Raw genomic sequence first — 22,057 nt, 5'->3', positions numbered from 1 at the left:
GTTCCACCCCGCCCAGAGGCGTCACCGGCGGGCGTCTGGAGCCGCCCGGGTTCGGGTACTCGTAACGGCCCTGGGACCGATGCCCGCCGGGAGTAGCCATGACCAGTGCCATGCAGCAGCCGGAGCGCCCCGTCGTGGCCGGTATCGACAGGGGGCCTGGCCATGAGGATCTCGTGCGGTTCGCAGCCCGCGAGGCAGCGTTGCACACACGCCCCCTGCACATCGCGCACGCCTTGGAGCTGCCACTGCCCGGAGGATCCGTCTCCGACGAGGAGGAGAGCCGCTCTGCGGCCAAGGCGAGTGCCCAGCTCGTGGAGCATTACGAGCGACTGGCCCGCGATGAGGTTCCCGGCCTCTTCGTCGGCGGCGAGCTGATCATGGGTACTGCGGCGGACGGGCTGATCGAACGCTCTGCGGATGCGGAGCTGATCGTGATCGGCCATGGGGGCGGTGGTGGGTTTGCCCGGCTGCCACTGGGATCGGTGAGCTGGCAGGTCGCCACACACGCCGAGGGCCCGGTCATCATCGTGCGTCCCTCGGAGACGGCGGAGCGGCCGGACAATAGTGTCGTGGTCGGCGTCGACACCGACGAGGTCTCGCTGCGGGCCCTGGACATGGCGTATCTGGAAGCCGGTCTGCGCGGTGCTCGTCTCGACGTGGTGCACTGCGCCTTCGATGTCGCCACGTCTCCCACAGGGGCCATCACAACCGTCCCGGTGGACCCCACAGGGGTCAGAAGCGGCCAGCGGGAGTTCTTCGACTCCGAACTAAGAAGACGGCGCGACCGCCAACCCGGCGTAGAAGTGAACCTGCGCATTGAGCACTCCTCACCCGGACCGCTGCTCGTCGAAGCTTCCACCGGTGCGTGCCTGCTGGTCGTCGGCTCCCGTCGACGCACTGGGATTCGCCGACTCCTGCTCGGGTCGGTCAGCGCCGCAGTGCTGCACACCGCACACTGCCCCGTCGCCGTAGTACCTGTTCAGCGCGACAGCTGATCCCGTCGTGTGCTCCGGTCATGGCGGGGCTCCCGGGAGCCCAACCGTACTCACCCCGGACAATCCCCCTGTCCGTTCCGCACACCCCCACCGCCAGTCCCTCCGCCAGCAGTTCCCCGGAAGCCGGGACGGGCTCAGGTACGTCCCGCACCTCCAGGGAGTCCTCTTCGCCGGGTCGCACGGTCAATGAACGCATCGCCAACCTCGTCCTTCTCGTCCGCGGACGCCTGATGTCAGCGCGCCGCCGTCTTGTCTTGACGCATGTTGTGCCTTGACGTGTGTCCCGCCAGAGCGTTCCAGCACCCAGGCGGCAGGAGTAGTGGAAGGACACGTCCGGGTGCCGCTGTTGCCACCCGGAAAGGATGAGCCGCTCAGGGCTTGAAGGGACCGGGCATACGACCCCACTTCAGGGACGTACCGATTCCTGAACCTCCCTGCACATTGGGTTCCGAGACAAATGGGTGCTCGTCCCGATTCCAGCCGCTACGGAATGCGGGAGACCCTGGAGCGGAGCCGCCATTCCGGCTCGATGGTCCGAGGAAGGAGGAGCTGTGGCGCACTTCGACGAAAGGCTGCTGAAGGATCTCGAACAGCAGATGGAACAGAGCGATCCACGATTCGCCCAGGCCCTGGATTCCGGGCGCCCGCGCCGACCGCGGGAGTACGGACACGGACCAGCCTGGCTGGTCCTGGCCGGGGCTTTGGCCATGGTGGTCACTGGCATGGTGCTGCCGAACGGGCTGCTGATCGCAGCGGGCCTGGTCGTGGCGGGTATCGCGGGGCACCTGTTCGATCCCCACCGCGACAACGCCTTGGGACGTTTCTATCAACCATTACGCCAGGGGCACCGGTGAAGCCTCTGGCAGGGCCTGCCGGAGAAGCGATCGAGAAGCGGGAACGGGCACATGCCAAGACGGAGTAGATTCAACGGAACTCTCACGATTTTCGATGATGCGCGGCTGTCCCTAGCAGCGGCCAAGGGGTGATCGCCGTCATTCGCCCACCCGCACCAGCCACACGAAGCATGCAATCGTTCCATGACTGATCTGGTTGATCATCTCAACTGTGCTGGTAGTGGTGGAGATCTAACTCTGCCGGGCACTGGGAATGCTGAGAGTGACCGCGTTGGTCGCCCTCAGGAGCCGTTGCAGTCGGGCTTCCGGTGCCTCTCCAGTTGGTGGTGTTCACCGTCGCCGCCGTAGCCAACATGTGTACGTGCGCCCCATTGCTCTTCTTCGGGATTCGCCGCGAGTCGGCACTGTGCTGCGACACGGACCGGTCGGCACGGGAGCGACAGCCAGGACCAGTGCTCCAGTGCCGGGCCACGCCACGAATCCGCTGCTGCCCCCTGACGTCGTCGTACGGGGCTCTCGACCCTGAGACAAGACGCAGGTCGACGAAGCTGGTTGCTCACCTGGTCGAGTCATCGCCGACCAGCGTGGGCCAGACCTTGGGCGCTGAATCGCTGTTGCGGCGTGCACAGGCCGGGTGCCGCTCCGGCAGTCCGCCCGACCGCGTCAGTCATCGCGCGTTCTCGGCCGGGCGTGCGTGGCTGTGCTGCTTCTCCCTGGTGTGATCGTCACGACCACAGACGAGGAGAAGCCGATGGCCTCGACAGCCGACAGCAGCGCTGGTCTGCCTTCCCGGTGCCTGCCGGTGACGCATAGCGCCAGGCAGGTGATGGCGGTCGGCCCGGCAGTCTGGCATTCCGGCCGGGATGCAGGATTCCCTGTTTCGACGGCGCCGCAGACAGGTGCGACCTTCGCCGACCGAGCGTATATCGATACGACCGTGCCGTACCGTGGCCGGCTGCCGCGATGGCCGAGCCGCCGGCGAACCTCGCCCAGGGACGGGATCCGCTCACCGCGCCGGATCCGGTCCTGGCCGCGTCCGGCGGGTACTTCCCCGGTCTCCTGCCGACCCTCACGCGCACAGCAGCTCGCGCCCGAGTATCCCGGTCACGGCCGCCGTGCCCACCAGGCAGCCGCCGGCATCGCGAGGACGTGCGGATGACGTTGCAAGAGCTGTACCTCATGCTGCTGATCGGCGGCACGGTGCTGCTGGCCAGCATCGCCGCTGCACGCGCCGCTCACCGGCTGGGGCTGCCCAGCCTGCTGCTGTTCCTCGCGGTCGGTGTCATCGCCGGTGAGGACGTCATCGGTCTGGACTTCGACGACGCCCAGCTCGCCCAGTCCCTGGGCAACGCCGCCCTGGCGGTCATCCTCATCGAAGGCGGCCTGTCCACCCGGTGGGCGGACGTGAAGCGCCTGGTAGCACCCGCCGGAGTGCTCGCCACCGCGGGCGTGGCCGTCTCGGTCGCGGTCACCGCCGTAGGAGCCCACTGGCTGCTGGGCCTGAACTGGAGCCTGGCCCTGCTGCTGGGGGCGATCGTCTCCTCCACCGACGCCGCCGCCGTCTTCGCAGTCCTGCGCACGCTGCCGCTGCCGCAGAAGGTCACCGGCCTGGTGGAAGCTGAGTCCGGCTTCAACGACGCGCCCACCATCATCCTGGTGCTGGTCTTCTCCACCGCGACCGGCGACACCCCTGACCCGGCGCACATCCTCGGCAACGTGCTGTACCAGCTCGCTACCGGTGGCGCGATCGGGCTGCTGACCGGCCGCGTCGGCGCCGCCGCCCTGCGGCACATCGCCCTGCCCGCCACCGGGCTGTATCCGCTGGCCACCGTCGGCTTCGGAATCATCGCCTTCGCTGCCGCCGGAGCCGTGGGCGCCAGCGGCATCATCGCCGCCTACCTTGCCGGACTCGTCTTGGGAAACACCCAGCTGCCCCACCGCGCCGCCACCCGCTCCTTCGCCGAAGGAGCGGGCTGGCTCGCCCAGATCGGTCTGTTCGTCATGCTGGGCCTGCTCGTCACCCCCAGCGAGCTGCCCTCCGCTGTCCTTCCGGCTCTCGCAGCCGGCCTGATCCTGCTGCTGGCCGCCCGGCCCATCTCCGTCCTGGCCTGCTTGCTGCCCTTCCGTATTCCCTGGCGCGAACAGGCGTTCATCTCCTGGGCCGGGCTGCGCGGCGCCGTGCCGATCGTGTTGGCCACCTACCCCATCGTCTCCGGCATCGCCGGTGCGCGTGACCTGCTCAACATCGTGTTCGTCCTGGTGGTGCTCTTCACCCTCATTCAGGGTCCCACCCTGCCTGCCGCCGCTCGATGGCTGGGCCTGACCCGCCCCGGCGCGCTGCGCGAGATCGAGGTGGAAACCGCCCCCTTGGACGTCCTGGACGCCGACCTGCTCACCGTCACCGTTCCACTGGGCTCTCGCCTGGCCGGGGTGGCGGTCTTCGAACTGCGCCTGCCCCCGCCCACCGTCCTGACGCTGATCGTCCGGGAAGACGCCACCATCGTCCCCACCCAGGACACCATGCTGCGTACCGGAGACGAACTGCTCCTGATCACAACCCCCCGCGTACGCGAGGCCGCCGAACGGCGGCTGCGCGCGGTCGGCCGGCGCGGCAAACTCGCCCGCTGGCTCGGCGAACACGGCCATCCCGGCTCGACAGGCCCGGCTCCCCATGGCGGATCCTCGTCGTAGGTGCCCGCGAGTGGGTAGTCCCGCAGCTCCACGTAGCGGGACCGCTGCTGCCGGCCCGGTCACGGGAAGCCATCGGCATCAGCACCCATCTGCAGCGGGCTCGGTGATGCAGGAGTCAGGGGAGATGGGTCTCGCACCCCATCGACGCGCACTCCGCGCCCAGGGAGGCTGATACGAAGCCGGCGCGGGATGCAAGCGCGGTGAGCTCGGACGCCCCTGACGGACAGTGGCGTCAGGGGCGTATGCCAAAGGAGACTGAACAGGCTGTGTCGTTGTTCTGGCGGATCTTCGGATTCGACGCCGTGGTGCTCGGTATGGCCACAGCGCTGCCGCTGTGGGCACCGGTGACCGTTTCGGTGCCGGTGCTGCTGACCGAAGCGGTGATCCTGGTCGGCGGCCTGATCGTCATGCTGGTGGCCAACGCAGCCCTGCTGCGTATCGGGCTGGCCCCGCTGGACCGGCTCACTCATGACCAGCGTGGACCTGCTCCGTCCGGGCCAGCGCCTGCCCGTGGCCGGACACGGCAGGGTGGCCGAGCTGATCCGCACCTTCAACGCCATGCTCGACCGGCTGCGGGAGGAGGTCCTCAAACTCGTCGCCGAGGGCCATTTCTCCAAGGAGATCGCGGGGACGTTGTCCATCAGTGTCAAGACCGTGCAGCGTCATCGGGCGAACCTGCTGCAGAAGCTGGGACTGCGCGACCGTCTTGAGCTGACTCGTTATGCCATTCGGGCGGGTTTGATCGAGCCTTGAACCGCCCGCACCTCACGAAGCCTTGCCCCCGGTTCCACGTGCCGGATCGGGCTATGACGACCAGAGCCCGAGGAGGAGGCGGCTATGGCCCAGTCCCGTCGCGCCGTCACCCCGTGCGGCTGTCCGCGCCGCGCGGACACCGTCGGCAGGCTGCTACCTGTACTGGTCGCTTTCCTCGGCCTTCTGAGCATGCTCGGCACCACAGCTGCCGCCTCTTCCAGCGGCATAACGGCTTCGATCCCGGTGGTGGCTCAGGGAAGTGGCGGCGGTACGGCCCCGCACACCGACGACACGTGCACCACGAGCCGGGGAGTCCCGGCGCGAACACTCCGGGACACCACCGCTGAGCGGCACGCTCCGCCGACCGGGGGCACGCCCGTCCCACGATGCCCCGTGCTGCCGCAGCCCGAGCCGGGGGCGCTGCCGGCGCAAGCGCCAGAGGCGGCCGGACCTCCTGAGCACACCGCGTGGCACAGTGGGCGGGCGCCACCGTCTCCAGCCGGCGTCTGACATCTTCCCCTTTGTCTTCTTCCGCGCCGCCCGGGGCGGTTGCGGTACGTCTGCTGGAGGCACTCTTGACGCGCGCCACGCGTGTACGGGCGTTCTTCGCCCTCGCTGTTGTTGCCCTGTCGCTCTACATCGCCGCGGCCGTACCGGTCCGCCTCGGCCTCGACCTGCGCGGCGGGACGCAGATCGTGCTGGAAACCCGTGACTCGCCCACCGCCGAGGCAGACCCGGCGGCAACCGATCGCACCCTGGAGGTGCTGCGCCGCCGCGTCGACGCACTCGGCGTCGCTGAGCCGGCCATCGCCCGTTCCGGGGACAACCGGATCATCGTCGAGCTGCCCGGTGTGCAGGACCCGCGTGAGGCCGCGGACGTCCTGGGCCGTACCGCCCAGCTCACCTTCCACCCCGTGCTCGGCGCGGCCGAACCCGGACAGGCACCGCCCGAGCGGCCAAAGGAACGCACGCTGCCCGACGAATCCGGACAACGGCTGCGCCTGGGGCCCTCCGCGCTGACGGGAGCAGACGTCGAGGGTGCCGAAGCGCGGATCGACCAGCAGGGCGTGGGCGGCTGGTTCGTCAGCGTCGACTTCAAAGACGCGGGCGGCTGGGCGGATCTGACCGGTGCTGCAGCCTGCGCCCCGGCAGGCGATCCCACGCGCCGCGTCGCCATCGTGCTGGACGACAAGGTCATCTCCTCCCCGCAGGTCGACCCCTCGGTCGCCTGCCGCACCGGCATCACCGGCGGCAGCACCCAGATCACCGGATCCTTCAGCCAGTCAGAGGCCCGGGAACTGGCCCTGCTCATCAACGGCGGCGCCCTGCCGGTGCCGGTCGAGACCGTTGAACAGCGCACCGTCGGCCCCACTCTGGGCGCTCAGGCCATCCGGGCCAGCGCGCAGGCCGCCGTCATCGGCACCGTGCTGACCTCCCTGTTCCTCATCGCCGTCTACCGGCTCATGGGCACGCTGGCCGTACTGGCGCTGGCCTGCTATGGACTGATCTCCTACGCCGCTCTCGCCGCCCTGGGTGCCACGCTGACCCTGCCCGGGCTCGCCGGGTTCGTCCTCGCCATCGGAATGGCGGTCGACGCCAACGTCCTCGTCTTCGAGCGCGCCCGCGAGGAATACGCCACCCGCCGCCGCAAGGGCCTGCGCTCCGCCTTGACGGCCGGATTCCGCAACGCCTTCAGCGCTATCGCCGACTCCAACATCACCACACTCATCGCCGCCGGACTGCTGTTCTTCCTCGCCTCCGGCCCCGTGCGCGGTTTCGGCGTCACCCTGGGCATCGGCGTGCTCGCCTCCATGCTCAGCGCCCTGGTGATCACCCGCGTCCTCGCCGACTTCGCCGTCGCCCGCCGCGCCGTACGACGACGTCCCCGCTTCACCGGTATCGCCGGCACCGGCACGGTCCGCAACTGGCTCTCCCGCCGCAACCCGGACCTGATGCGCCACCGGCGGCGCTGGCTGGCCCTGTCCGCCGCGGCCCTCGTCCTGGCCACCTCCGGGATCGTCGTGCGCGGGCTGAACTTCGGCGTGGAGTTCACCGGCGGCCGGCTCATCGAGTACTCCACCAGCGCACCGGTGTCTGTCGACCGGGCCCGTGATGCCCTGGCCGACGCGGGCTTCCCCCGCGCTGTCGTCCAGACCTCCGGGGAAGACGCCCTGACCGTGCGCACCGACGAGCTCTCCAACGCCGAGGAGGCCCGGATCACCGAGACGATCGACGACCTGGCCGGCACCGCGGAGAAAACGCGGGACGAACTGATCGGGCCGAGCCTGGGTGCAGAGCTGCGCCGCGGCGCCGTCATCGCCCTCGCCGCGGCTCTCGCCGCCCAGCTGCTCTACCTCGCCGTCCGCTTCCGCTGGACGTTCGGCACGGCAGCGGTCGCCGCCATGGCACACGACGCGCTCATCCTCATCGGTGTGTTCGCCTGGCTGGGCAAGCCCATCGACGGAGTGTTCCTGGCAGCCCTGCTCACCGTCATCGGCTACTCGGTCAACGACTCCGTTGTCGTCTTCGACCGCATCCGGGAACTGTGGGCGGGCAGGAAGAGCGCTGCCGCGCCGCGCAAGACACCTTTCGCGCGCATCACCAACACTGCGATCCTGCAGACGGTTCCGCGCACCATCAACACCGGCATGGGCGCGGCGTTCATCCTGTCCGCGCTCGCCCTGCTGGGCGGGGACTCGCTGACCGACTTCGCCCTCGCCCTGCTCATCGGCATCGTCGTCGGCACCTACTCCTCGATGTTCACCGCAGCACCGCTGGCCGTCGAACTCCACTCCCGCGGCACCCCGCCACCGGGAACCACCCGCGGAGCGGGCACTCAGAGCACGCAAACGCCCTGACGCGGTACGTGTGAGGCGTCATGCTCCGCCCCGGAACATGACGCCGGCAGGGAGACGCCCCTACCCGCCGGCGGCGGGCCGGGCAGATGTGCGGCCAGTGCGGCAGAGCACCTCGCGCGTCGCCCATAGGGGCGCCGCCGCGAGGTGGTTACCTCGGTGCATGCCTGACTGGAACGCGGTCTTCGTCCCGAGCACCCCTGTCCTGGAGATCTTCCTGCGCGGCACGATCACCTTCCTGGTGCTGATGGCGATGATGCGGGCTGCCGGACAGCGCGAGGCCGGCGGCCTGGGGATCACCGACGTCTTCCTCGTGGTGCTGGTCGCGCAGGCGGTCGCCCCCGGCCTGGTGGGCGAAAGCCACTCCATCACAGACGGCGTCATCCTGGCAGCCACGGTCATTCTCTGGAGCCTGGTGCTGGACGCTGTCGCCTACCGGTGGCCCCGCCTGAGCCGCGTCATCAAGGCCCGCCCCCGACTGCTGATCGAACACGGCCGGCTCAACCACAAGGTCATGCGGCGGGAACTGATGACCAGGAGCGAGGTAACGGTCCAGCTGCGACTGCACGGGATCGAGGACATCTCGCAGGTACAGCGCGCCTGCCTCGAACCGAACGGGATGATCAGCATCCTCCGCCAGAACGGGACAGAGACCGACGAGCCGGCCCGACCCGAAGTGCTGTAGGACGGCGAACCACCACCAGCCCCGGCTGGGCCGCGCGGCCCGGGCTGCGCCACAGCGCGGCGAGTCCGGAACGGCATTGATCCGGTGCCCGCGCACACCGCCACCTCGGCCGGTTGCCCTCGGGCACGGTGACCACCTGGCGGTCACCGCCTCATCGGCCTTCTTGTGCTCCCGATCGGGCTGGAATGTGGTCTCACCGCGGTCGAGCGACGCCGAGCACGGAGAGCGCCTCGCGAACCATCTGGTGGGTGAAGCCCCACTCTTTGTCGTACCAGCTCATGATTTTGACCAGGGTGCCGTCCACGACCCGGGTCATCTCCGCGTCGACGATCGAGGCCCGGGAATCACCGATGATGTCGCTGGAGACGATCGGCTGCTCCGACACGCCGAAGATCCCGCGGTAGCGGTCGGTGGTGGCCTCCGCACGGAAGAGGAGCAGGGACTGCGCGCTGCGGGAATGGACCGCCAAGGGCCTGTCCGCTGACGAGCCCCGCCTCACTCGGCCGGTGCGACGGAGTCCGTCACCTCGACGGTCCCACGAACGATGACGACCGGACACGTGGCGTGCAGCGCACACTGCTGACTCACGGAGCCCAGGAGCGTTCGACGGAATCCGCCCATCCCCCGGCTGCCCACGACGAGGGCCGTGGCCCCCTCCGCCTCACTGGGCAGCACCTCGACGGGATTGCCCTTGACCAGACGCTTTCGCACCTTGGCAGCACCGGACTTGCCAAGAACCTGGTGCACCTGGTTGACGAGGGCCTGCTCGGCGATGGTTCTGTCGAAAGGAGTCGGTTCCGGTCGGCGCCAGGCGCGACGCAGCAGCATGAGTAGATCGGAACGCCGCGAATCCCCGTGACCGAATGGCGACGCCTGCACCCATGTCGGCCCATGGCTGAGCAGTCGAAGAACCCGACAGATCACCGGCCCCGGCGGGCGGTGGCTGCATGGTCTGTGAGCGCGCGGCGGGTGCCCACCGGCCCCGCCGGGGAACCGGCCGGGGACGCTCCCGACCCGCGCCGGACGCGGTCCTGGACCGGCTCGCGTCCGGGCGGTACACCAGCGCGGGGCGTCCGAGCCGAGCGACTCCTGCCGCGCCGGCGCGTATTCCGCGGCGCCCGAGCCGGCGGGGCGGTTGACCAGGACCGTCGCCGTCCGCGCGCTCCGTTTGCCGTCGGTGGCAATGGGGACCCGGCGGGGCATGAGCGCAACCCCACGTCGCCGCGTGATGCGGCAGAACCGGGTCCTGTGGTTGCTGGACCGTCTGGAGCGGGAGCCCCGGGCCGACGCGTTGATCGACACGCTCCGCAGGGGCGTGCGGGCCCTTCCCCTGGGGCGTGGCCGGGACCTGCTGCACGGCAGGTGGCTCGGGCACCCGGTGCATCCGCTGATGGTGCAGGTGCCGATCGGAAGCTGGCTGTCGGCGGCCGTCCTGGATCTGCGCCCCGGCCGCTCGCGCGAGTCGGGGCTGCTGATCGGGGTCGGGCTGGGCGCCGCGGCCCCCGCGGCCGTGGCCGGCTGGGTGGACTGGGCGGAGCTGCACCACCGCCAGCAGCGGATCGGGCTGGTGCACGCCGTGTGCAACACGGCGGCCGTCGGTCTGTACGCCGCTTCGCTCGTCAGCCGCGTCAAGGGGCGCCAGGGGCCGGGCCGGGCCTACGGCTTCCTCGGGCTCACGGCGGTCGGAGCCGGGGGGATGCTGGGCGGCCACCTGGCCTACCGGCAGGCCTCCGGCGCCAATCACGCCGAAGAGGTCCCGAACGTCGTCTCCCCGGGCTGGCACCGGGTCGGGACCGTCGACGAGTTCCCGGCCGGTGAGCCGGTGCGGCGCAGCGTGGACGACGTTCCGGTGCTGGTGGTGCGCGAGTCCGGCGGGGTGATCCACGCGCTGGCCGAGCGGTGCAGCCACCTGGCGGGGCCGCTGTCCGAGGGCGCCGTCGCCGACGGGTGTGTGCGGTGCCCGTGGCACGGCAGCGTGTTCCGGCTCTCCGACGGCTGGAACGTACGCGGACCGGCCACCGCCCCCCAGCCCTCCTTCGAAACGCGGATCACCGGCGGCGAGGTCGAGGTGCGCCTGCGGCACCAGGACGGCGGGGAGCCCGCGAGGCCCGGCCGGGAGCCGAACGGGCAGGTGCACGGAACACGATCGGGGGCTGCCGGTGGGCACGGCGACCATGGCTGACAACCGCCTCGCGCGCCGGCTGCACGGAGTGCTCCGGCGCACCCGCCGGGACTACGCGGCGGGGCACGATCGCCCGCTGGGCGGCTATCTCGCGGCCATGGCCGGTTTCGCGGCCTACACGGCGGCCCTGACCACGGTGGTACGGCGCAGCGGGCGCCCGCTGCCCGAGCGGCCCGAGCCGTGGGACCTGGTCCTGACGTCGGTGGCCACTTTCCGGCTCAGCCGGCTGCTGAGCAAGGCGTCGGTGACCAGCCCGCTGCGCGCTCCCTTCACCCGGTACGTCGGGCCGCAGGGCCCGGCCGAGTTGCACGAGGAGGCTCAGCCCGAGCAGGGCAGGCACACCGTCGGCGAGCTCGCGACCTGTCCGTTCTGCATGAGCGTCTGGGTGGCCTCGGCCCTGACCGCCGGCCGGCTGCTCTGGCCGCGCGCCACCCGTACGGCCATGGGCACGCTGTCCGCCCTGGCCGGGGCGGACGCGCTGCAACTGGCGTACGGGGCGCTGGTGGGCAGGACGACGGGCGACTGACGCGGCCCGGCGGCGCCCCTGGCCGGATGACGACGTCCCACCGCTCCGTCCCCCCTGGCCGGATGACGACGTCCCACCGCTCCGGTGCCCCGCCGGGACGCGGAGCCCGGCCATGGCCCTGTCCGTCGCCGGCGATCACAGCGGCCCTTTGACGCCCTGAGGTGCGGCCGGACACCGCGGGTGATCCGGAAGCCACACCCCCTTGTCAAGGCGATATTAGGTTAGGCTAACCTTCGCCGCGTGAGATCTGGTGAAGAAACGGCCGGCGGACCGCGTCTGCGCGGGCATCAGCTGTCGGCCACGGGCGTGACCGTGTCGTACGACGGCACGGACGTCGTGCACGACGCGGCGATGGCGCTGCGCCCCGGCGAGGTGACCGTCCTGGTCGGTCCCAACGGCAGCGGGAAGTCGACGCTGCTGCGGACGATCGCCCGGCTGCAGCGGGCCCGCCGTGCCGAGCTCAGCATCGACGGCGACACCGACGGCCTCGCCCTGTCCGCCCGGGAGTTCGCCCGGCACGTGGCCCTGCTGACACAGGGGCGCCCCACGCCGAGCGGGCTGACCGTGCGGGATCTCGTCGAGTTCGGCCGCTATCCGTACCGGGGCCGCTTCGGCCGGCCGGACCCCGACGCGCCCGCCGCCGTCGAACGGGCGCTGGCGCTCACCGGGGTGACGGACCTCGCCGAGCGCGGCGCCGACCACCTCTCCGGCGGGCAGTTGCAGCGCGTGTGGCTCGCGAGCTGCCTCGCCCAGGAGACCGGCGTCCTGCTGCTGGACGAGCCGACGACCTATCTCGACCTGCGCTACCAGGTCGAACTCCTCGACCTCGTCCGCGACCTGGCGGACGACCACGGGATCGCCGTCGGGGTCGTCCTGCACGACCTCGACCAGGCGGCGGCCATCGCCGACCGGATCACGCTGCTCGAAGCGGGCCGGATCGTCGCCGACGGCCGGCCCGAGGAGGTCCTGACCCCGGAGCGGCTGACCGCCGTCTACGGCATCCGGATCGACGTCGACACAGACCCCCACACCGGCCGGATACGGACCCGTCCGATCGGCCGGCACCACACCCGCACCACCCGAAGCGAAAGGCTCGGCACCACCTCATGAGACGTCTCCTGCTCACCGCTGCCACCACCACCGCCGCGGCGCTCACCCTCGCCGCCTGCGGCACCACCGAGCCGGCCGCCGACAGCGCGAAGAAGAAGACCACCGAGGCCATCAGCCTCACCGACTCCACCGGCGCGACGGTGAAGCTGGACGGCCCGGCCAAGAAGGTCGTCGCCACCGAGTGGAACGAGGTCGAGAGCCTCATCACCCTCGGCGTCGACCCGGTCGGCGTCGCCGACGTCAAGGGCTACAAGACCTGGGACACCGCCGTCCCGCTGAAGAACGAGCCGAAGGACATCGGCACGCGCGGCGAGCCGAGCATGGACACCATCGCCTCGCTCGCCCCCGACCTCATCGTGGCCAGCTCCGACCTGCCGGACGCCGCCGTGAAGCAGATGCGGAAGATCGCCCCGGTCCTCGAGATCAAGTCGGCGGACGCCTCCGACCAGATCGGGCAGATGTTCACCAACCTCGACCTCATCGCGAAGGCCACCGGCACCACCGACAAGGCCGAGACGGCCCGCGAGAACTTCGAGGCCAAGGTCGCCGAGGGCAAGAAGAGCCTCGCCGACGCCAAGCTGGAGGGCGCCGACATCGCCTTCGCCGACGGCTACGTGACGTCCAACCAGGTCTCCCTGCGCCCGTACACCAGCGGCTCCCTCATCGGCGCGGTCAACGAGCAGCTCGGCCTGAAGAACGCCTGGAAGGTCAAGGGCGACCCGGCCTACGGCCTCGGCACCACCGACGTCGAAGGTCTCACCGCCCTGCCGAAGGACGTGCGGTTCGCCTACATCGGCAACGACGACGACAAGTCCAGCAACCCGTTCTCCGGCCAGCTGAAGAAGAACGCCGTGTGGACCTCCCTGCCGTTCGTGAAGTCGGGTGACGTGCACCGGCTGCCCGACGGCATCTGGATGTTCGGCGGTCCCGAGTCGATGGAGGCGTACATCGACGCCCTCGTCGACGCGCTGACGAAGTAGCGGGGCCATGGCCGTCACCGAAGCGCCCCCCGTCACCCGTCCGCCCGCGGCCGCGTCCCGGACGGGTGCGGCCGCGGTGACGGCCGCTCTCGTCCTCCTGGTCGCCGCCCTCGCCGTCGTCGACATCACCCAGGGCACCGCCGCCGTCGGGCCGTCCCAGGTGTTCAAGGCCCTGACCGGGCAGGCCGACCCGGGCGACGCCTCCGTCGTCATCGCCTCCCGGCTGCCGCGGATGACCGCCGGCATCCTGGTCGGCGTCGTCCTCGGCATCGCGGGCGCCGTCCTGCAGGCCGTCAGCCGCAACGTGCTCGCCTCCCCCGACACCCTCGCCGTGAACGCCGGTTCGTACCTGGCCCTCGGGCTGGTCGGCGCGACCGGCGTCTCCCTGCCGCTGCTCGCCTCCTCCGGTGTCGCCTTCGCGGGCGGGCTGACGGCCGCCGCGGTCGTGCTCGCCCTGTCCGGCCTCGGCACGGGCACCGTACGGCTGGTCCTCGCCGGCACCGCGCTCGCGCTCGGCCTGAACTCCGTGACGGAGGGGCTGCTCCTGCTGTTCCCGCAGCAGACGGAGGGCCTCTACCAGTGGAACCAGGGCAGCATCAGCCAGAACGGCTTCGACGGCGTCCTGCAGATGCTGCCCGTCGCCCTGGTGGGGCTCGCCGGGCTGCTGCTGGTCGCCCGCCGGGTCGACGCGCTCGCCCTCGGGGACGACGCGGCGCGCGGGCTGGGCGTCCCCGTGCGGGCCACCCGGGTCACGGTGGTTGTCCTGGCGGCGCTGCTGTCCGCCGCGGCCGTCACGCTCGCCGGGCCCATCGGCTTCGTCGGCCTGTGCGCCCCCGCGCTGGTCCGTCCGCTCGCCCGCCGGTTCCGGGGGTTCGTCCGTGTGCGGGCGGTCCTGCCCGTGGCCGGTCTGGCCGGTGCCGCGCTGGTGCTCGGGTCGGACGTGCTGCTGCGGGCCCTCATCCCGGCGGACACGGCGGTCGCCGTCCCGACGGGCATCGTCACCAGCCTGGTCGGTGCCGTCTTCCTGGTGGTGGCGGCCCTGCGCCTCAAGGACACCGCCGGGGCCGACGCGCCGGACCGGCTGCGCATCCCGAGCCGGACGGCGTTCCTCGTCACCGTGGCCGCACTCGTCGCAGCGGTCGTCGGCGTCACGCTGGCCGGCGTCCTGCTGGGCGACAGCAAGCTCCTGCTCGGCGATGTCGCCAACTGGGTGCAGGGGCGGGCCGGGCAGACCGTCTCGTTCGTCCTGGACACCCGTGTGCCGAGGGTGCTCGCGGCGCTGTGCGCGTGCGCGGCGCTCGCCCTGGCGGGCACGCTGGTGCAGGCCGTGACCCGCAACCCCCTGGCGGAGCCCGGTGTACTGGGCGTTTCCGGGGGTGCCGCGCTGGGCGCCGTCCTGCTCGTCACCACCGTGCCCGCGGCCGGTTCCTGGGGGGGTCGCGGGCGCGGCCTTCGGGGGCGCGGCGCTGGCCTCGGCCATCGTCTTCGGGCTGTCCGCCCGGGGCGGTTACCGGCAGAACCGGCTGGTCCTCGTCGGTATCGGCATGGCGGCCGGTTCCACGGCCCTGATCAGCCTGCTCATCGTGCTCACCGACCCGTTCAACGCCGTCAAGGCGCTGACCTGGCTGTCCGGTTCGACGTACGGGCGGACCATGCCGGACGTGCTGCCCGTCGCGCTCGTGCTGGCGCTGGGCCTGGCCGTCGCGGTCGCCCGACGCGCCGAGCTGGACCTCGTCTCCCTGGACGAGGACACCCCGCTGCTGCTCGGTCTCGGACTGCCGCGGGCCAGGCTGGGCTTCCTGGTGACGGGCGTGCTGCTCGCCGCGACCGCCGTCGCCTCGGCCGGCACGATCGGCTTCGTCGGCCTGGTGGCGCCGCACGCGGCGCGTGCCCTCGTGGGCCGGCGGCACGGGCGGGTCGTGCCGGTGGCCGTGCTGCTCGGCGCGGCGCTGGTCTGCACGGCCGACCTGATCGGCCGTACCGTCATCGCCCCCGCCCAGCTGGGCGCCGGCCTGATGACGGCGGTGATCGGCACTCCGTACTTCCTGCACCTGCTGGTCCGCGGCCGGAGAACGACATGACGCCCGAAAGGGGCATCAATAGTTAAAGTACCCCGAAAGTGCCTGTTGTATGGATGCACACACAACAGGAGCGAGGGAGCATGGCCAAGGACATCACGGACCCGGGCCCGCCCCCGGAGGCGAGCCTGAAACCCAATGCGATCGGGTTCCTCGACGCCCTGGTCATCGGGCTCAACGCGACCTCCCCCGCGTACTCCGTGGCGGCGGTCATCGGCCCGATCGTGGCACTGGTGGGCATCTACGCCCCCGGGGTGATGCTCGCGTCGTTCGTGCCCATGCTGCTGATCGCGTCGGCGTTCTACTACCTCAACAAGGTCGACCAGGACTGCGGCACGACGTTCTCCTGGGTCACCCGGGCCATGGGGCCGTGGGCGGGCTGGCTGGGCGGCTGGGCCATCGCGATGACGGGCGTCCTGGTCGTCGGGTCGCTCGCGGACGTCGCCGTGACGTTCTTCCTGCTCGCCGTGGGCCTCGACAGCTGGGCGGACAACGACGTGGTGCGCCAGGTGCTGACGGTGCTGCTCATCCTGGTGATGACGGCGGTGTGCGTGATCGGCACCGAGGTGTCGGCCAAGGTGCAGAACGTCCTCATCCTGGCGCAGGTCGTCTGCCTGCTCGCCTTCGCCGTGGTGGCGCTGTACCGCGTCTACGCCGACACCGGCACCCTCGACGCCGTCGATCCGGAGTTCGGCTGGCTCGATCCGTTCGGAGCCGGCGGAGCGTCACTGACCGCGTCCCTGCTGCTGGGTGTGTTCATCTACTGGGGGTGGGAATCGGCGGTCAACCTCACCGAGGAGGTCGAGGACTCGGCCACCGCGCCCGGCAAGGCGGCCGTGTGGTCGACCGTGCTGCTGCTGGTGACCTACCTCGCGGTCGCCTTCGCGGTCGTGGCCTACGCCGGAACGGACTACCTCGCCGAGAACGCGGCGGAGGAGGAGTTCATCTTCGCCCTGCTCGCCGAGGAGGCGATGGGCGGCTGGGACTGGGTCGTCCTCATCGCCGTCTCGACGTCGGCGCTCGCCTCCACGCAGACGACGATCATCCCGGCGTCGCGCACGGGTCTGTCCATGGCCCGCCGGCACGCGCTGCCCGCGCACTTCGGCCGCATCCACCCGCGGTTCCGCACCCCCGACGTGAGCACGTGGTGGGTCGCGGGCATCGCCATCGCCTGGTACCTCGTCCTCTACCACGTCAGTGAGAACGCCCTCTTCGACTCCCTGACCGCCCTGTCCCTGCTGATCGCCTTCTACTACGCGCTCACGGGCCTCGCCTGCGCGGTCTACTACCGCCGCCAGCTGACCCGCAGCGCCCGCAACTTCTTCCTGATCGGCCTCGGCCCGCTGGTCGGCGCGGGGCTGCTGGCGTGGCTGCTGGTGGAATCCGTGGCGGACATGTCCGACCCCGAGAACAGCTACAGCGGCGTCTCGTGGTTCGGGCTGGGGCCGCCGCTGGTCATCGGCATCGGCATCGCCCTCGTGGGCGTGGTCCTCATGGTCGTGTGGCGGCTGACGGCGCCGGCCTTCTGGTCGGAACACCCGAGCGTGGTCGATCCGGACCTCGTCGACGGCAAGGAGTCCTGAACATGTCGGTGGTCCTCGGCTACGACGAGTCCCCGGGCGCCCTGAGTGCGCTGCGCGTCGCCATCGAGGTGGCGACCGCGTACGACGAACCCCTGGTGATCGTCCACGGCGTCGCCGCCCCCGGCGTCACGGGCGAGGAGTACGGCGCTCATCACGAGGCCGTCCGCGAGGCCGGCAGCACCGCGCTCTCGCACGCGGTCCGGGTGGCCGACGAGGCCGGTGTGCGGACGTCCGTGGAGCTCATCGACGAGCGGCCCGCGCAGGCGCTGATCGAGGCTGCGGCCCGCCACGGCGCCCGGGTCATCGTGGTGGGCACGTGGGGCGAGAGCCCGGTGCGGGGCGCGCTGCTGGGCTCCACACCGCACAAGCTGCTGCACCTGTCGACGGTGCCCGTGCTGTGCGTGCCGGCCCGGTCATGAGCCGCCCGGGCGGCGTCGCGCGTGCGGTGTGAACACGTACAGACCGAGAATGTCGGGCAGGGGCGCGACGCCGGGGCCGCCCTCGCGCACCCAGGAGACGACGTCCTCGGTGGCGGCCGGGTCGTTGACCAGCCCGAGCCACACCGGCCGGGCACCGGCTGCCCGGCCCGCCGCCGACGGCTGGACGACGACGACGTTGGCCTGGTCGCAGACGTCGAGGCAGTCGGAGATCCGCACCGGACCCGCCGCGCGCAGACGCTCGGTCTGGGCGGCGTGATCGACGCCTCTGATCTTGCGGGTCCCGCAGCAGCAGTCCCGGCAGACGACGATGCGGCAGGGAACCCCTGCTTCCGGCGTCGCGGACATGCCGCTCCCTCCCTCTCTGCGCGTGGCGATGATCATGTCAGGCGGGTGTCGGGCCCGGAGGGCCGGGTCCCTTCCCGGAGCGGGTTGGGCAGGGGCCGGTAGCGGGCGTCGGCGCCGTCCGCGCCCGTCCACCGCAGCAGCAGGTTGGTCTTCGCGGGGAGGGTCGGCGAGCCGAGCAGGGCGTGGATCTCGGGCAGGTCGTGGCGGGCGAGTTCGCGGCGGGCGGCGGGCCAGGGGTCGAACCCGGGGTGCCGTTCGGTGAGGGCGCCGGCGATCTCGGTCAGGTGGTTGACGACCAGGCAGTACACGAGCCGCTCCCAGCCGGCCTGCCGCGACACCTCCGGCAGCAGTCTCACGCCCTCGGCGTCCCGGTACAGCGCCTGCACGGGCATGCCGCCGGCGTCCACGGCGACCAGGGTGTTCTGCAGGTGGGCCTCGATGACGACGCCGTGTTCGGCGAACGCCGTCAGCGCCGGGGGCACGACCCGGGCCAGGTAGGCCGACCACCAGGCCCCCGGGTCGGCGGCGCGGTCGAGCGGGCTGCCGTCGAAGCCCTCGACCAGACCGGCGGCGAGCAGCGGGGTCGCGCCGGGCAGGAGACGGTCGCCGAAGCCGTCGCGCACGAGGACGGCCAGTGCCTCGAAGGCGAAGCCGGCGGTGCGGTACCCGCGGTCGGCGAGCCAGGCCGGGGGCCCGTCGAACGTCGCGAGGGCGGCGCACACGGCCGCGTCCGTCCCGCGCAGGGCGAGCAGGTCGTGGCGCCAGAGCCGGCGGATGTCGTTGGTGATGCGCACGTCCAGGCTGAACTTGAGGAAGAGGTCCTGTTCCGGCGCGTAGAGCGTGCGGATCGCGGCCGTGGGCCAGGTGTCGAAGGCGCTCGTGCCGAGCCGGATCAGCCTGCCGTCCGCGAAGGCGGCGGCGAGCTCCCCACCGGCCAGGTCCAGCTGCCAGGGGTGGGCGGGGAGCAGCCGGTAGCCGGGCGGGACCGTGCCGAGCGCGTCGAGGGCGGAGGTGTCGCCCTCCTCGACCACGCAGTCCTCGCGCAGCCCGAGCAGGACCAGCGGGAAGCGGGCGTACGCCTCGGGCGCGTACGGCAGCCAGGCGGCGGCGGGGCCGCCCCCGCGCGCCTTGGGGGCGGGGTGGTGGGTGTGGCCGGTGAGGAGGGACTGCTCGGAGCGCAGGTAGAGGTCGCCGGGCGGGGTGGCCCCGGCACGGGCGGCGAGCAGGGCGGCCACGGCTTCCCGGCTGTCGAGCATCTCGGCGGGCAGCTCGTGGTTGGACAGCCCGGTGTGCCGGCGCAGTTCCTCGGCGACGAGCTTGACCAGCTCGGTGTGGCCGAGGCGGTGCCAGGCGCCCGCGATCCCGACCTCCGGTTCGGCGGGCCGCCGCGTACCGCGCACCCGTAGCAGGCGGTCCCCGCCGGGCAGCCGGTAGACGCGATGGCCGCCCTCCCGGCGCACCGGCCGGGCGACCTCCCGCAGCAGGCAGTTCAGCAGGGGCACGGCGGCATATGCGTCGGCGAGGGCCCCGGTGGCCGGGTCGCGACCGTGGGCCGAGTCGTCGTCGGCGGGCGGGGGCATGAGGTCCACGCGTTCCACTCGTCCCTACGGTCCTTCCAGCGTTCCGGGCGGAGATGATCAGTATGTCGGTCGTCGCCATTCCGCTGCGACGCCCCTATGCGTACCCGAGGAGCCCGCCCGTGCACCGTCCCCCCTCCGCCGAGACCGAGGTCGCCGACGAGCTGTCCGTCGTACGGCCCGGGCTCCTGCCGCGGTACGAGGCCGAACTGCCCGGCGCCCGGGCGGCCGTACTGTCCCGGCTGTGGCGCGGTCTCGCCCACGATCCGCTGCCCTGGGTCACCCGCGGCGAGCAGGACGGGGACGGTCTGACGCTGTCCCTGTCCGACGGCCGCCGGCTGCACGGCCCCCGGCCCGATCCGTACGCCACCGGCGCGTACGTCACCGTCGTACGGCTCGGCGGGACGGCCTACGCCGATCCGGCGCGGCTGATGACGGACCTCGCCGTACCGCACTCCGCCTCCTTCGCCGCCGAACTCGGGCACAGCGTCGCCTCGCTGGCGCTGTCGCGAGCAGGGCAGGAGGGCGACCGGGACGACTGGCCGGAGAACGACTGGGAGTGGGAGCAGCGGATCGCCGACGGGCATCCCTTCCATCCGACGTGCCGGTCCCGGCCCGGCTTCTCGGTGGCCGAGCAGCTGGCCTACGGGCCCGAGCACCGGCCGGTCGTGGAGCTGGGCCTGGTGCCGGTACGGTCCGAGGAGTGCCTGGTCACGGGCGTGTGGCCGCGGGAGCTGCGGGACGGGGAGCGGGTGGTGCTGCCGGTGCACCCGTGGCAGGCGGCGCATGTGCTGAAGCGGGTGTGCGAGGAGCGGCGCCCCGCGCATCCGCTGATGTCCCTGCGGACGCTGGCCCTGCCCGGCGGGCCGCATGTGAAGACCTCGCTGAGCGCCCGGCTGACGTCCTCGGTGCGGGACATCTCCCTGCCCTCGGTGGCCGCGTCCACGATGCTGTCGGACTTCGCCGCGACATCGGCGGCGCGCACGGACGGCCTGCTGCACGTCACCCGCACCCTGGGCGCGGCGGCGGCCGGCTCCCCCGATTTCGCGGCCGTCCTGCGGGAGTCGCCGCAGACGTACGCGGGCAGCGGCGAGCGGGTCCTGCCGGTGGCGGCGCTCGCCACCACCGGCCTGCCCGGCTCCCCCGCCTGGTTGGCCGGTTTCGCCCGGCTCGCGCTCACCGTCGGGCTGCGGCTGCTGGAGCTGGGCGTGGCCCTGGAGGCGCACGGCCAGAACCTCCTGGTGGTCCTCTCGGCGGCGGGCGAGCCACTGCGGCTGGTCTACCGCGACCTGGCCGACATCCGCGTCAGCCCGGCCCGCCTCGCCCGGCACGGCATCACGGCGCCCGGGCTGCCGGCCCGGATGGTCACGGACGACGAACGCGCGCTCCGCCGCAAGCTGTTCGGCTCGCTCGTGGCGGGTGCGCTGGCCGGCACGGCCGGGTCGGGCCCGGCGCTCGGAGCGGCGCTGGAGACGGCCGTACGGGACCTGCCGCGCAGCGCTGACCTCGCGGCCCTGTGCGCGGATCCCCTGCCCACGAAGGCGCTGACGCTGATGCGGCTCTCGCCGCTGACACCCGGGGACCAGTGGGCGGAACTGCCCAATCCCCTTCGGTGAGAGGGGCGTTCGGAAGCGGAGCCGGTTGATCATCAGGATTTCGGGGGCCTGCGGGTACGCGCCGACGCGCGGCGGCGGGCGGACGCCCGGAAGGCCCCCCGCCTGACCGGGGCCCACCTGACCGATCCTCAGAAGGCCTGCTTCCCGCGGGCCTTCTCTCTCAAGCCTCGCGCAGCGCCTTGGCGAGTGCGCCCTCGCCGCTCACCTCGACTCGCCCGGCGCGCACGGCGTGGGTCAGGCTCAGCTCACCGCGGGCGACGGCCGTGCACGTGGCCGTGTCCAGGGCCAGCCGGGCGTCCGGCTCCCCGGGGGCGGGCCCGTCGCCGTACACGGGCCCCTCCTCGGCACCGGCATGCAGATGGAACAGGCCTTCTTCCAGGCGGACTTCGACGAGCCCTTCCCCGTCCAGCAGGCGCAGCAGGGGCAGGGCGAACCAGTGTGCCCGGACCGCGTCCGTCGGCCGGCGCTCGCCGAGCCCGGACCGCCCCCACTCCCCCAGCGCCTGCAGCACGGGCAGCAACTCCTGCCCGTGCGGGGTGAGTTCGTACACGAAGGCCGCGCCTGGGGGCGGCAGCCGGCGCCGGGTCGCGAGGCCGTCGCGCTCCATGTCCTTCAGCCGCGAGGCGAGGACGTCGGTGCTGACGCCGGGCAGGTCCGCGTGCAGGTCGGTGTAGCGGCGGGGACCGGCGAGGAGCTCCCGGACGATCAGCAGGGTCCAGCGGTCGCCGACGACATCGAGCGCACGGGCGGCGGAGCAGTACTGGTCGTAGCTTCGGCGAGGTGGCAT

The 22,057-nt window shown here is 71.9% G+C and carries 17 protein-coding genes and 2 pseudogenes; 14 read left to right on the top strand and 5 right to left on the bottom strand.

Annotated features, from left to right (window positions below):
• Positions 1 to 98: 98 nt before the first annotated feature.
• The 6 genes and pseudogenes from ACFY9S_RS19195 (at position 99) to ACFY9S_RS19170 (ending at position 8,833) form a co-directional block, all read left to right on the top strand.
• Complete coding sequence (locus tag ACFY9S_RS19195) at positions 99 to 995, top strand: universal stress protein (protein ID WP_391129802.1); 897 nt, start codon at positions 99 to 101, stop codon at positions 993 to 995.
• Positions 996 to 1,546: 551 nt separating this feature from the next.
• Entirely contained in the window at positions 1,547 to 1,849 is a 303-nt protein-coding gene (locus tag ACFY9S_RS19190; RefSeq protein ID WP_391129799.1) for a DUF3040 domain-containing protein, read from the top strand.
• 1,155 nt (positions 1,850 to 3,004) lie between these two features.
• Positions 3,005 to 4,540, top strand: a complete 1,536-nt coding sequence (locus tag ACFY9S_RS19185; protein WP_391129796.1) for a potassium/proton antiporter — start codon at positions 3,005 to 3,007, stop codon at positions 4,538 to 4,540.
• Between the two features lie 522 nt (positions 4,541 to 5,062).
• A pseudogene (locus ACFY9S_RS19180) lies at positions 5,063 to 5,293 on the top strand (response regulator transcription factor); the annotation flags it as partial.
• A 575-nt stretch (positions 5,294 to 5,868) separates the two neighbouring features.
• Entirely contained in the window at positions 5,869 to 8,151 is a 2,283-nt protein-coding gene (secD, locus tag ACFY9S_RS19175) for a protein translocase subunit SecD (RefSeq protein ID WP_391129793.1), read from the top strand.
• Between the two features lie 160 nt (positions 8,152 to 8,311).
• Positions 8,312 to 8,833 carry a YetF domain-containing protein gene (locus ACFY9S_RS19170; protein WP_391129790.1) on the top strand — a complete coding sequence of 174 codons (522 nt, stop codon included), beginning with the start codon at positions 8,312 to 8,314 and terminating at the stop codon, positions 8,831 to 8,833.
• Between the two features lie 193 nt (positions 8,834 to 9,026).
• Here ACFY9S_RS19170 and ACFY9S_RS19165 read toward each other — a convergent pair whose 3' ends face one another.
• Positions 9,027 to 9,302, bottom strand: coding sequence for a hypothetical protein (locus ACFY9S_RS19165; RefSeq protein WP_391129787.1), 276 nt, complete (start codon positions 9,300 to 9,302; stop codon positions 9,027 to 9,029).
• Positions 9,303 to 9,328: 26 nt separating this feature from the next.
• Positions 9,329 to 9,661, bottom strand: a complete 333-nt coding sequence (locus tag ACFY9S_RS19160; RefSeq protein WP_391129784.1) for a universal stress protein — start codon at positions 9,659 to 9,661, stop codon at positions 9,329 to 9,331.
• 373 nt (positions 9,662 to 10,034) lie between these two features.
• Between ACFY9S_RS19160 and ACFY9S_RS19155 the strand changes: the two genes are divergently transcribed.
• From ACFY9S_RS19155 to ACFY9S_RS19125, 7 genes and pseudogenes are all read left to right on the top strand, one after another.
• Positions 10,035 to 11,015: a Rieske 2Fe-2S domain-containing protein gene (locus tag ACFY9S_RS19155; RefSeq protein ID WP_391129781.1), complete on the top strand. Its 981-nt coding sequence runs from the start codon at positions 10,035 to 10,037 to the stop codon at positions 11,013 to 11,015.
• Positions 11,008 to 11,541 carry a DUF1360 domain-containing protein gene (locus ACFY9S_RS19150; RefSeq protein WP_391129778.1) on the top strand — a complete coding sequence of 178 codons (534 nt, stop codon included), beginning with the start codon at positions 11,008 to 11,010 and terminating at the stop codon, positions 11,539 to 11,541. Before ACFY9S_RS19155 ends, ACFY9S_RS19150 begins: the two co-directional genes overlap by 8 nt.
• A 240-nt stretch (positions 11,542 to 11,781) precedes the next feature.
• Positions 11,782 to 12,651: an ATP-binding cassette domain-containing protein gene (locus ACFY9S_RS19145; RefSeq protein WP_391129775.1), complete on the top strand. Its 870-nt coding sequence runs from the start codon at positions 11,782 to 11,784 to the stop codon at positions 12,649 to 12,651.
• The gene (locus ACFY9S_RS19140) at positions 12,648 to 13,631 is read left to right on the top strand and encodes an ABC transporter substrate-binding protein (RefSeq protein ID WP_391129772.1); all 984 of its coding nucleotides are present in this window, start codon (positions 12,648 to 12,650) and stop codon (positions 13,629 to 13,631) included. Before ACFY9S_RS19145 ends, ACFY9S_RS19140 begins: the two co-directional genes overlap by 4 nt.
• A 7-nt stretch (positions 13,632 to 13,638) precedes the next feature.
• Positions 13,639 to 15,712: pseudogene (locus tag ACFY9S_RS19135) on the top strand (iron ABC transporter permease).
• Positions 15,713 to 15,792: 80 nt separating this feature from the next.
• Entirely contained in the window at positions 15,793 to 17,292 is a 1,500-nt protein-coding gene (locus tag ACFY9S_RS19130) for an amino acid permease (protein ID WP_391129769.1), read from the top strand.
• 2 nt (positions 17,293 to 17,294) lie between these two features.
• Positions 17,295 to 17,711 carry a universal stress protein gene (locus ACFY9S_RS19125; protein WP_062929930.1) on the top strand — a complete coding sequence of 139 codons (417 nt, stop codon included), beginning with the start codon at positions 17,295 to 17,297 and terminating at the stop codon, positions 17,709 to 17,711.
• Here ACFY9S_RS19125 and ACFY9S_RS19120 read toward each other — a convergent pair.
• Positions 17,706 to 18,077 (bottom strand): (2Fe-2S) ferredoxin domain-containing protein, encoded by a 372-nt coding sequence (locus tag ACFY9S_RS19120; protein WP_391129766.1) that lies wholly within the window; start codon positions 18,075 to 18,077, stop codon positions 17,706 to 17,708. The two genes, ACFY9S_RS19125 and ACFY9S_RS19120, sit on opposite strands and share 6 nt — an antisense overlap.
• A 32-nt stretch (positions 18,078 to 18,109) precedes the next feature.
• Complete coding sequence (locus ACFY9S_RS19115) at positions 18,110 to 19,675, bottom strand: IucA/IucC family protein (RefSeq protein WP_391129763.1); 1,566 nt, start codon at positions 19,673 to 19,675, stop codon at positions 18,110 to 18,112.
• A 101-nt stretch (positions 19,676 to 19,776) separates the two neighbouring features.
• Here ACFY9S_RS19115 and ACFY9S_RS19110 point away from each other — a divergent pair, with 101 nt between their 5' ends.
• Positions 19,777 to 21,270 carry an IucA/IucC family protein gene (locus ACFY9S_RS19110; RefSeq protein ID WP_391129760.1) on the top strand — a complete coding sequence of 498 codons (1,494 nt, stop codon included), beginning with the start codon at positions 19,777 to 19,779 and terminating at the stop codon, positions 21,268 to 21,270.
• A gap of 160 nt (positions 21,271 to 21,430) precedes the next feature.
• On the opposite strand, the gene ACFY9S_RS19105 is transcribed toward ACFY9S_RS19110, so the two are convergent.
• The gene (locus ACFY9S_RS19105; RefSeq protein ID WP_391129757.1) at positions 21,431 to 22,057 is read right to left on the bottom strand and encodes a winged helix-turn-helix transcriptional regulator; all 627 of its coding nucleotides are present in this window, start codon (positions 22,055 to 22,057) and stop codon (positions 21,431 to 21,433) included.

It is taken from the genome of Streptomyces sp. NPDC012474 (assembly GCF_042955185.1).
GTDB classification, from domain to species: domain Bacteria; phylum Actinomycetota; class Actinomycetes; order Streptomycetales; family Streptomycetaceae; genus Streptomyces; species Streptomyces cahuitamycinicus.
The sequence above is the reverse complement of the archived record's forward strand: the minus strand, read 5'-3'. Positions and strand labels throughout refer to the sequence as shown.